A 10,546-nucleotide genomic window follows, 5' to 3' on the forward strand; every position below is an offset into this window, starting at 1 on the left:
CCGGTCGCCGGTGAATTCCAGGGGAAAGTCCACACCGTTCACAGCTGCACCGCCTCGTAGAGTTTGCCGATCTCGTCGCGGCCGAGCACCCGCAGCGTGCCGGGACGCTGGTCGCCCAGCGCCACCGGGCCGAGGTGGGTGCGCACCAGCCGGATCACCGGGTGGCCGACCTCGTCGAGCAGCCTACGCACGATGTGTTTGCGGCCCTCGTGCAACACGAGCTTCACCAGCGACCGGCCCTGGTAGGCCTCGAGCACCATGAACTTGTCGACCTTGGCGGGCCCGTCCTCGAGCTCGACGCCTTCGCGCAAGCGCTTGCCGACCAGGCGGTAGTTCACCTCGCCGTCGACGGTGGCCAAGTAGGTCTTGGGAACTTCGAACGAGGGGTGCATCAGTCGATGCGCCATCTCGCCGTCATTGGTGACCAGCAGCAAGCCCTCGGTGTCGGCATCGAGACGGCCGACGTGGAAAAGGCGCTGACCAGCGGCGATCCGTTCGGCGATGATATCGCCGACGCAGGGGCGCCCCAGGTCGTCGGACATGGTGGACTGCCAGCCCCTCGGCTTGTTCAGCACCAGGTGCACCAGTTCGTCGCGGACCACGACACGGGTACCGTCGACGCGCACGACCGCGTTCTCGGCGTCGATGCGCAGACCCTGCTCACGCACGATCTTGCCGTCGACCTCGACGCGACCGGCCGCGATCATCTCCTCGGCGGCGCGACGCGAGGCCACACCCGCCTTGGCGAGAACCTTCTGCAGACGTTCGCCTTCGCCCCAGGGAAGCTTCTTGGGGCCCTCGGTGACGTCGGCGTGCTGGTGCCGCGCGGGCTTGGCGTTGTTCAGGATCGTCGGAGCGACGACCTTCTTCTGCGGCTTCGTGGTCTTCTTGCGAGCCGCGAAGGCTTGTGTGCCTGCCGAAGCGCCGCTGCGCTGACCGGCGGTGCCTCCACGCTGTCCGCGGTCGGCGTCACCACGCGGGTAGCCGCCACCGCTGGAGGCACCGGTGCTGCGACGGTCATCGCGCTGACCTGCGCCTGCGGGGCCACCTCGACGGTCGTCACGCTGGTAACCACCGGCGGACGCGCCGCGACCGGTCGGGGCGCCGCGTCGATCGTCACGCTGGAAGCCACCGGGCGAACCGCCGCGACGGTCCCCACCGGTGGACGCGCCACGACGGTCATCGCGCTGGTACCCACCACCGGTGGATCCACGGCGACCGCCGGACTCGGCGTCACGCTGGAAACTGCCCGCGGACCGGGCTGCTGTCTGATTGCCGCGCTGGAAGCCACCCGCGCCGGTGCCGCGTCGGCCCGGAGCCGCTGCGCGGGAGCCACCCTGCCCGGTGCGCGCACCCTCGCCACGGTTGCCCGCAGTTCGGTTCGCGCCACTTCGGGGCTGGTCGCTGCGACTTCTTCGATCCGGTGTGCCATCTCGGCGAGCGGAATTATTCATCTGTCCTGTCAATCGTCGGTGCCGAGATCCATGTCGGACTCGGCGGGTTTTTTCAGCCTGGTGAACCGGGGATCGGTTTCCAGGCTCTCGCTGATCTCGTCGATCAGATCGACGCCGGGAAGCAGCGGCGCCAGCAGTGGCAGGTCGCCGAGAGAGGCGAGCCCGATCCGTTCGAGGAACAACTCGGTGGTGCGGTACAGCGTGCCGTTGGTTTCGGGGTCCTGACCCGCTTCCGCGATCAAGCCTCTGGCCAGCAGTGTGCGCATCACTCCGTCGACGTTCACCCCTCGGACCGCGCTGACCCGCATGCGGGTCACCGGCTGGCGATAGGCCACTACCGCCAAGGTTTCCAAGGCGGCCCGGGTCAGCTTCGTCCGGGCCCCGTCGAGCAGTACCCGCTCGACATAGGGCGCGTACTCCTGTCGAGTATAGAAGCGCCATCCGTCACCGACGAAACGCAGGTCGATGCCGCTGCCCCGCGCGCTCAGTTCCGCCGACATCGCGCGCAGCACGGTTTCGACGCGCTCGCTGGTGTCGTCCAAGGCCGCTGCCAGCTGTTCTGTCGGTGCCGGGGCGTCGACGACGAGCAGCATCGCCTCCAGCGCGGACCGCAGTTCGAGGTCGTCGAGTGGCTCGGAGGTGAATTCCGCCACTGCTTCCGTCATGCTCTGCCTCCTCGGATGATCGCGGGCCCTGCGTGGTTACACTGCGCTGCCGCCTCCGGGCCTGACGCGCTCATCCGTAATCCTCCTCGAAGGTCAATGCCGCTGCTTCCGCGTCAGGGTCGAGCTCGCCGAGCCAGCTGACAGCCAGCGGCCCGAGCGGATCGGGTTGGTCGAAGGCGATGGTCTTACCGCGGTACAGCTCCAGCAACGCCAGGAACCGCGCCACGATTTCCACCGGGACTGTGCAGTCGACCACCAATTCGGCGAAGGTCGTCCAGCCGCCCGGCCCGCGTTCCTTCAACATGGCCAGCACCATCTCGGCCTGCTCGGCGACCGAGATGGTGTGCATGTGCAGATGCCCGAGCCCGACCTCGGCGACCGGACGTGGCCGGAAGGCCGCCGCCGCGATCTCGGCGAACGCGGCGATGTCCACCCCGAGAGTGACCTCGGGCAGCAGTCCTTCGAACTGTTCCTCGAGCGCCACCGACCGCGGATACCGGCGCAGGGCCGCGGCTTCCAGCTCGGCGAGCAGTTCGGCCACCTGCTTGAACGCGCGATACTGCAGCAATCGGGCGAACAGCAGATCGCGCGCGTCGAGGAGTTCGAGATCGTCGGCGTCGGTCATCTCACCCGAAGGCAGCAGCCGGGCAGCCTTGAGGTCGAGCAAAGTGGCGGCGACGACGAGGAATTCGGTGGTCTGATCGAGAATCTTGTCCGCGCGCAGCTTGGTGTTCTCGGCCAGCTCGGCGGTCAGGGCCTTGGTGTAGGCGATGAATTCGTCGGTGACCTGGTGCAGCGCGACTTCGGTGACATCGAGTTTGCGCGAGCTGATCAACGTCAGCAGCAGATCGAACGGCCCCTCGAAATTGGTGAGCCGCAGATGGAATCCGGATTTGTCCGCGGCCGGCACCGCGTCTTCGGGTACTGCTTGCACCGCAGGTGTAGCTCCGATCACCGGCCAGACCGGTGGATGACTTCACGGGCCATCGCTCGATACGACTCGGCGCCGCCCGATTTCGGCGACCAGGTGGTGATCGGCTCCCCGGCAACGCTGGCGTCGGGGAAGCGCACGGTGCGTGAGATGGCGGTGTCGTAGACCAGGTCACCGAACACCTCGACCACCCGCGACATCACCTGACGCGAATGCAGCAGGCGCGCATCGAACATGGTGACCACGATGCCGTAGAGGCTCAGTCGCGGGTTGAGACGGTCGCGCACCTTCTCGACGGTGTCGTTGAGCAACGCGAGCCCGCGCAGCGAGAAGTATTCGCATTCCATCGGAATGATCACACCGTCGGAGCAGGCCAGCGCGTTGACCGTGAGCAGGCCGAGCGAGGGCTGGCAGTCGATGAGGATGTAGTCGTAGCGATCGCGCACGCTGTGCAGGGCGCGGCCGAGCGACTGTTCGCGGCCGACCTCGTTCACCAGCTGGATCTCGGCGGCGGAGAGGTCGATGTTGCTGGGTAACAGGTCCATGCCGTCGACCTTGGTGGTCTGCAGCACGTCGTCGACCTTGGCCTTGCCGCCGATCAGCAGGTCGTGCACGGTGAGTTCGAGATCGTGGTGTGCCACCCCGAGCCCGGCCGAGAGCGCACCCTGGGGGTCGAGATCGACGAGCAGCACCCGGCGACCGTACTCGGCCAGTGCCGCACCGAGATTGATGGTCGAGGTGGTCTTTCCGACCCCGCCCTTCTGGTTGCACATGGCGACGACGAGTGCGTCGCCGTGTCGCTGGACCTGGGGTGGATCGGGTACCAGTCGCAGCGGGCGCCCTGTCGGGCCCATCTCGACGGCCTCGGCGACCTGTTCCGGTCCACCGTCCCACGGTGTTTCCGCTGTCGTCACGATCCGCTGCTCCTTATACGTTTTCCTTGCCGGTAACCCCTGTCGAGGGTAGCGAGGCCGATCCGGGACCGGCTCGCTTTCGTACGGTCCAACTCTGGGTAGACGCTACCGCTCGGACCGGTGAGGTGCGGCATGGCAACGCCGGGCGTGTTCGCACGATACCTGCTCAGCGGGTATCGGAGGTGCCGGTTCACGTCGCACGGGGATGGGCCGTGGCCCACACTTCACGCAGGGTGCTCACCGTCACGAGCGTGTAGATCTGGGTCGTGGTCACCGAGGCGTGGCCGAGCAGTTCCTGCACCACCCGCACATCGGCGCCGCCGTCGAGCAGATGGGTCGCGAAGGAGTGACGCAGGGTGTGCGGCGAGACCGTCGCCCCGATTCCGGCGCGTTCGGCGGCGGTCTGTAAGACCTGCCACGCGCTCTGCCGCGACAGTCTGCCGCCGCGGGCGTTGAGGAAAAGAGCTCCGCCGGAACCCTTTCCGCTCGCGGCGAGAGCGGGTCGGCCGCGCACCAGGTACGCGTCGACGGCCGCGAGTGCCGGACGGCCGATCGGGACGAGGCGCTGCTTTCCGCCCTTGCCGTGCAGCACCACGCAGCGTTGCTCGGCGTCGATGTCGTCGACGTCGAGTCCCACCATCTCCGAAATACGCGCGCCCGTGGAGTAGAGCAGCTCCAGCAGTGCCCGGTCACGCAGTCCGCGCGGGCCGCCGTCGGCACCGTCCGGTTCGCCACCCGTCGATTCGAGAAGTCGCAGAACCTGGTCGTAGGGCAGTGCTTTGGGAAGCCGGCGACCCGGCGCGGGTGGTTTCACCGCGTGCGCCACATCGGTGTCGGTGAGGCCCTCGGCGGCGGCGAACCGGTGCAGTCCACGGACCGCGATCAACGCCCGCGCCACCGAACCCGCGGCCAGCGCGGGATGATCGGCGCCGCCGGCGCGCAACGCCATGGTGAATTCGGCGACATCGCCCTGGGCCACCGCACCCAGCGATTCGACACCGCGCCCGGTCAAGAAACTCCGGTACCGGGCGAGGTCGCGGCGGTAGGCGCCGAGGGTGTTGCGCGCGGCTCCGCGCTCGACCGCGAGATGGTCGAGGTAGGCGGCTATCTCCCGCTCGAGCACGCCCTCGCCTGTCTAGTCCCCGCCGACCGCTGCGGTACTCACGCGTGGTTGCCGTGCGTCGACTGCGCCTCAGCGGCTTTACGCCGCAGGAACGTGGTCGGCTGACCGGGCCACGGTGCGTCGGGTGCGCGCAACGGCACCCCGCTCGCCTCGGCCGCGGCATAGGCGAGCACCCCGGCGACCGCGGTCGCGTTCACGATCTCCCCCGCCAGCGCGGCTCGCACCGCCTCGGCGAGGGGCATCCGCACCAGCTCGAGGTCGGCTTCCTCGTGCTCGGGATCGGGCCGGTCGGTGGCACTGAGACCGGTCGCGAAGAACACGCGCAGCGCCTCGTCGGTGAAGCCCGGCGACAACGCCACATCCACCAGCACCGACCACTGCGCGGCGGCGAGGCCCGTCTCCTCGGCCAGCTCACGCTTGGCCGCGGTGAGCGGGTCCTCACCGTCGATGTCGAGCAGCCCGGCGGGCAGCTCCAGCAGCCTGGTGCCGATCGGATGCCGGTACTGGCGGATCAGCACCACGTTGCCGTCGTCGTCGAGCGCGAGCACCGCGACAGCACCGTGATGCTCGATCACCTCACGCTCGGCGACCCGCCCGTCCGGCATCCTGACCTGATCCTGGCGCAGGGCCAGGATCGCGCCGCTGTAGAGCACCCGGCTCGACACCGTCTCGAAGTCGTGACTACCGGGCTCGCTCATGCGTTCCTATCGCCGATCTTCCTAGGCTTCCGCGGTGGCCTGCTCCGCGAGCTCTTCCTCCGGGAAGTCTACGGGAAGGCGTTCGGCCAGTTTGTATTTCAACGCGGCGTTGATCAGCGCCGCGAACAGCGGATGCGGCCGGGTGGGACGGCTCTTGAGCTCAGGATGCGCCTGGGTGGCGACGAAGAACGGATGCACCGAAGCCGGGTACTCGACGAACTCCACCAGGTGCCCGTCGGGCGAGGTGCCGGAGAAGACGAGCCCGCTCTTGGCGATGGCGTCGCGGTAGGAGTTGTTCACCTCGAACCGGTGCCGGTGCCGCTCGGACACGTTCTCGGTGCCGTACGCCTGCGCGACGACCGAGCCCTTCTTCAACGTGGCGGGGTAGGCGCCCAGTCGCATGGTGCCGCCCAGATCGGCTTCACCGGCGACAACGTCTTCCTGATCGGCCATGGTCGAGATGACCGGATTCTTGGTGTCGGGCTCGAATTCGGCCGAGTTCGCGTCGGCGATACCGACCGAACGCGCCGCCTCGATGACCACGCACTGCAAACCGAGGCACAGGCCGAGCAGCGGGATACCGCGACGGCGGGCGTAGCCGATCGCGCCGAGTTTGCCCTCGATACCGCGGATGCCGAACCCACCGGGGATCAGCACCGCGTCGACATCACGCAGCGCCGCCTGCGCGCCGACCTCGGTCTCGCACTCGTCCGACGGCACCCAGCGGATGTTCACCTTGGCGCGATGGGCGAAACCACCCGCGCGCAGCGCCTCGGTCACCGACAGGTAGGCATCGGGCAGATCGACGTACTTGCCGACCAGCGCCACCTCGACGGTCTCACGCGGAGAGTGCACGCGATCGAGCAGATCGCCCCACACCGCCCAGTCCACATCACGGAACGGCAGCCCCAGCTTGCGCACCACATAGGCATCGAGGCCCTCGCTGTGCAGCACCTTGGGGATGTCGTAGATCGACGGCGCGTCCGGCGTGGAGATGCACGCCTCCACATCGACGTCGCACATCAGCGCGATCTTGTTCTTGAGACCCTGCGGGACCTCGCGGTCGCACCGCAGGATCAGCGCGTCGGGCTGGATACCGATATTGCGCAGCGCGGCCACCGAGTGCTGCGTCGGCTTGGTCTTGAGCTCACCCGAGGGCGCCAGATACGGCACGAGCGACACATGCAGGAAGAACACGTTGTCGCGACCCACATCGTGACGGATCTGGCGGGCCGCCTCGAGGAACGGCTGCGACTCGATGTCACCGACGGTGCCACCGATCTCGGTGATCACCACATCCGGCACGTGCCCCTCGAGATCGGGGCCCTGCATCGCCAGGATGCGGCTCTTGATCTCGTCGGTGATATGCGGAATGACCTGCACCGTATCGCCCAGATACTCACCGCGGCGTTCCTTGGCGATCACCGTCGAATAGATCTGGCCGGTGGTCACGTTCGCGTCCATCGTCAGATCGCGATCGAGGAAACGCTCGTAATGACCCACGTCCAGGTCGGTCTCGGCACCGTCTTCGGTGACGAACACCTCGCCGTGCTGGAACGGGTTCATGGTGCCCGGATCGACATTGAGATACGGGTCGAGCTTCTGCATCGTCACCCGCATACCGCGCGCGGTCAGGAGCTGACCGAGGCTGGAGGCGGTGAGACCCTTACCCAATGAGGAGGCGACGCCACCGCTCACGAAGATGTGCTTGGTGGCACTTTTAGCCTGATTCCGTTGATGACCCACGGACCACCACTGTACCGCTAGTCCGTCTCTCCGCGTATTTTGCCGGTCGTTTGCGGGCGGCGTGTTGGGTTCGCGGGCCTGCGGGGAGGCGCTGATCGACGCCTGGGCGTACCCGGTGGGTTACCCATGTTCTTGCGTGATCAGTTGTTACGCCGGTACGCGGGTCGCGAGATCGTGCCTCGGCGAGGTGGTGAGGTTCTCACTCAGCGGGGCATGGCTACCAGAGTCAGCGACGTCGCTGTCGGGCCTGTTCCGTAGCGGCCCGCGCCGCCGGTCAGCTGTTCGGTCAGGGCGAGTGTCGTTGTCACTCGGCCTGTTTCTCGGTCGATGTTGTCGACGGTGGTGACTGTTGTCGCGAGGGGGGCCTGGGCTCGGACGGTGGCTATCGCGGCGTTGCCCTCGGCGGCACCTTGGCGGCCCGCGAGGACAGTGCCCGCGGCTCGGGCTCGCAGGGCGGCGGTGAAGCGGGCGATAGTCGCGCCCTCGCCGGTGTCGGGTTCGACACCGTTGCCGGTGATGACCACGGCAAGTTGCGCGGGTCTCGTCGGCGGGTCGGTGTAGGTGAGGAAGTCGCCGCCCCGGAGGGTTTCGAGGATCAGGGACAGTTCCTCGGGGGTGCTGCGGGGATGGTTGGTCACCGGGTCTTGGAGCAGGGCCAGGCCGAGGAGGTCACCCGCGAGGCTGCCCTGGTCTACGGCGCCGGTGTTCAGCTGGGCGCCCGCGGGGACGATATTGGTCAGGGCGGAGCGCATGCGGTCACCCTCCCCCGCGTCGACGAAGGACTCCGTCAAGGCGACGCGGCCGGTCACGGTGGCGCCCGCGGTGCGCAGGGAGTCGCTCACGCCGTCGATGTCGGCGGGGTCGGCGTCGGGGGTCGTGAGGACGACGACGGTGCGATCGGCCAGGGTGCCGTTCAGGATGCGGGCCGCCGAGCCCGCGATGAACCGGTCGGCGGACTCGAGGCGGGCGGTGAGCTGCGCGTTCTGCGCGGTCAGTTCGTCTACCTGGGTGTTCAGGTCCGTTTTGTCCGACCGGAGGCCCGAGATCATGTTGCCCGCGAGGGTGTGTGACCCGAGCACCACGCCGACCGCGAGCGCGAGGAAGATCGCCGCGATCGAGATGGCGTGTTGACGCAGCGAGATCACAGCAGACCACGCACCCACAGGACGAAGCTGTTCCAGTACTCGATCGCCCAGTCCAGCACCTCGGAACCGTTGTGCGAGGCCAAGATCACCACCACGATCGCCACCAGGGCGGCCAGCACCACCAGCGCCACCGCGGCGCCCGCGGAACGATGCCGGTACAGGGTCGACACCGCGTTCGCGTCGACCAGCTTCGCGCCGACCTTCAATCGGGTCAGGAAGGTGGCCGGATTGCTGTCACGCCGGCCACGGTCGAAGAAGTCCTCGAGCGAAGCGGGCGCCCCCGCCAGCACGATCAGCGACGCGCCGTGATGGTCGGCCAGCATCAACGCGAGATCGGTCGGCGAACCCGACGACGGGAACGTCGTGGCGCCGATACCCAGGTCCTGGATGCGCTCGAGGCCCTTGGCATGGCCGTCGGTATCGGCGGGCAGGATCATCTCGGCGCCGGATTTCAACGTCTCCGTGCTGATCTCGTCGGGATCACCGACGATCAGGTCGGGCGTGTACTTGAGCTTGCGCAAGGTATCGGCGCCACTGCCCACACCGATCAGAATCGGCGCGTACTCCTTGATGAACGGCTTGAGCCGCTGTAATTCCGCGAGATGGCCCGAACCGTCGGCGATGACGACCACGTGCCGGTTACGCATGTCCAGCTCGATATCGGGCACGCCGACACCATCGATCAGCAGCGCGCTCTCGGTACGCACGAATTCGGTGGTGTTCCCCGCGAACGCGTCGAGGTGATCGGCGAGGCCGTTGCGCGCCTCGATCATCCGGTCCGCGATGGCCGACTCGTCGAACTCGATGCCCTCGACCAGGACCTCGGGTTCCTTCTTGGTGAGCCTGTCGGCGTAGACGATGCCGCCGTCGATGCGGACCTTCGACCCGTCCTTGATCCTGCCGAACGCGTCGGAGGACACCGTGTCCATCAGCACGATCCCGTTGGCCACCAACACCTCTGGGCCCAGATTGGGATAGCGCCCGGAAATCGATGGCGAGGTGTTGATCACCGCGAGCACCCCCGCCTCGACCAGCCGATCGGCGGTGTGGCGGTCCAGGTCGGTCTCGTCGAGGACGACGACGTCCCCGGGACCCACCCGCCGCAGCAGTCGTCCGGTATCGCGATCCACCCGGGCGATCCCGGCGACACCGGGCAGCGTTTCCGTGTTCCGTGACAACAGCGCCGGCATCTTCATGAGGCCGATGATGAAGCCAAACCCTCAACCTTTGGTGGAGGCGCGCCGGTCGGAGCATGGGTGACGACTACCCGTATGCTCCGGGTCACAGACATTTCGGACAGGAGACACATCCATGCCACGTAGCACCGTCGAAACGGTCTTCGACGCACCTCGCGACATCGTCTACCGCCTCTTCACCGAGCGTGAGGCCGTCAGCCCGTACCTGCCGATCCAGGTCAAGCTCGTCAAAGCAGGCGATCCGGCCACCGGCGTCGGCGCTCAGCACCTGCTGGGTTTCGGCAAGGTGGGCGTCACCGAGGAGATCACCGCGCTGACCCCCGGTGAGCTGATGGAATACAAGATCATCAAGGGCGCCCCGGTCAAGCGCCACGTCGGCACCATCACCTTCGCCGATACGAGCGAGGGCGGTACTCGGGTGGTCTACACGATGGAGTCGGAGCCGTCGCTGCCGGTGCCTGCGCCGGCGCTGGAGTTCGGGTTGCGTCAGCTGACCAATCAGCTGATCGGCGGGGTGCGTAAAGCACTGCGCTGAGGTTGGTGGGGCTCGGGACTCGGTGATCGGTAGTCCTGGAGGCACTGGCTGTATTTTCGGCGCGCTGGCGCGCGCGTGTCCGCGGCCCTGATTGGCCCGCCGGTCAGGCTACGTTGTTTGTTGTTTAGTTGTCTTTGGT

General features: G+C 67.4%; 10 protein-coding genes. 1 reads left to right on the forward strand and 9 read right to left on the reverse strand.

Annotated elements, in window-relative coordinates:
- Nucleotides 1-38 precede the first annotated feature (38 nt).
- The 9 genes from ACFULV_RS15825 to steA form a co-directional block, all read right to left on the reverse strand.
- Entirely contained in the window at nt 39-1,454 is a 1,416-nt protein-coding gene (locus ACFULV_RS15825) for a pseudouridine synthase (protein WP_378657135.1), read from the reverse strand.
- Between the two features lie 8 nt (nt 1,455-1,462).
- Nucleotides 1,463-2,119, reverse strand: a complete 657-nt coding sequence (gene scpB, locus ACFULV_RS15830) for an SMC-Scp complex subunit ScpB (protein ID WP_101463266.1) — start codon at nt 2,117-2,119, stop codon at nt 1,463-1,465.
- A 70-nt stretch (nt 2,120-2,189) separates the two neighbouring features.
- Nucleotides 2,190-3,071 (reverse strand): segregation and condensation protein A, encoded by an 882-nt coding sequence (locus tag ACFULV_RS15835; RefSeq protein WP_378657144.1) that lies wholly within the window; start codon nt 3,069-3,071, stop codon nt 2,190-2,192.
- Nucleotides 3,071-3,904, reverse strand: a complete 834-nt coding sequence (locus ACFULV_RS15840; protein ID WP_101463778.1) for a ParA family protein — start codon at nt 3,902-3,904, stop codon at nt 3,071-3,073. The genes ACFULV_RS15835 and ACFULV_RS15840 overlap by 1 nt, the downstream gene beginning before the upstream one ends.
- Nucleotides 3,905-4,154: 250 nt before the next feature.
- Nucleotides 4,155-5,087 (reverse strand): site-specific tyrosine recombinase XerD, encoded by a 933-nt coding sequence (gene xerD, locus ACFULV_RS15845; RefSeq protein WP_378657138.1) that lies wholly within the window; start codon nt 5,085-5,087, stop codon nt 4,155-4,157.
- A gap of 38 nt (nt 5,088-5,125) precedes the next feature.
- Nucleotides 5,126-5,785, reverse strand: coding sequence for an NUDIX domain-containing protein (locus ACFULV_RS15850; RefSeq protein WP_378630072.1), 660 nt, complete (start codon nt 5,783-5,785; stop codon nt 5,126-5,128).
- 21 nt (nt 5,786-5,806) lie between these two features.
- Entirely contained in the window at nt 5,807-7,531 is a 1,725-nt protein-coding gene (locus ACFULV_RS15855; RefSeq protein WP_378630070.1) for a CTP synthase, read from the reverse strand.
- A 203-nt stretch (nt 7,532-7,734) separates the two neighbouring features.
- Complete coding sequence (locus tag ACFULV_RS15860; RefSeq protein WP_378657147.1) at nt 7,735-8,676, reverse strand: copper transporter; 942 nt, start codon at nt 8,674-8,676, stop codon at nt 7,735-7,737.
- A complete protein-coding gene (gene steA, locus ACFULV_RS15865; protein ID WP_378630067.1) occupies nt 8,673-9,872 on the reverse strand; it encodes a putative cytokinetic ring protein SteA in 1,200 nt (399 codons plus the stop codon). The genes ACFULV_RS15860 and steA overlap by 4 nt, the downstream gene beginning before the upstream one ends.
- A 115-nt stretch (nt 9,873-9,987) precedes the next feature.
- Between steA and ACFULV_RS15870 the strand changes: the two genes are divergently transcribed.
- A complete protein-coding gene (locus ACFULV_RS15870) occupies nt 9,988-10,407 on the forward strand; it encodes an SRPBCC family protein (RefSeq protein ID WP_378657140.1) in 420 nt (139 codons plus the stop codon).
- The last annotated feature ends 139 nt before the right edge of the window (nt 10,408-10,546 follow it).

The sequence above is a fragment of the Nocardia sp. NPDC057272 genome (assembly GCF_042668615.1).
Lineage (GTDB): Bacteria > Actinomycetota > Actinomycetes > Mycobacteriales > Mycobacteriaceae > Nocardia.

Excerpts from the sequence above, each read along its gene's own strand:
- ACFULV_RS15825 (WP_378657135.1), bottom strand. The coding sequence starts at position 1,454 with ATGAATAATTCCGCTCGCCGAGATGGCACACCGGATCGAAGAAGTCGC.
- scpB (WP_101463266.1), bottom strand. The coding sequence starts at position 2,119 with ATGACGGAAGCAGTGGCGGAATTCACCTCCGAGCCACTCGACGACCTC.
- ACFULV_RS15840 (WP_101463778.1), bottom strand. The coding sequence starts at position 3,904 with ATGGGCCCGACAGGGCGCCCGCTGCGACTGGTACCCGATCCACCCCAG.
- ACFULV_RS15850 (WP_378630072.1), bottom strand. The coding sequence starts at position 5,785 with ATGAGCGAGCCCGGTAGTCACGACTTCGAGACGGTGTCGAGCCGGGTG.
- steA (WP_378630067.1), bottom strand. The coding sequence starts at position 9,872 with ATGAAGATGCCGGCGCTGTTGTCACGGAACACGGAAACGCTGCCCGGT.
- ACFULV_RS15870 (WP_378657140.1), top strand. The coding sequence starts at position 9,988 with ATGCCACGTAGCACCGTCGAAACGGTCTTCGACGCACCTCGCGACATC.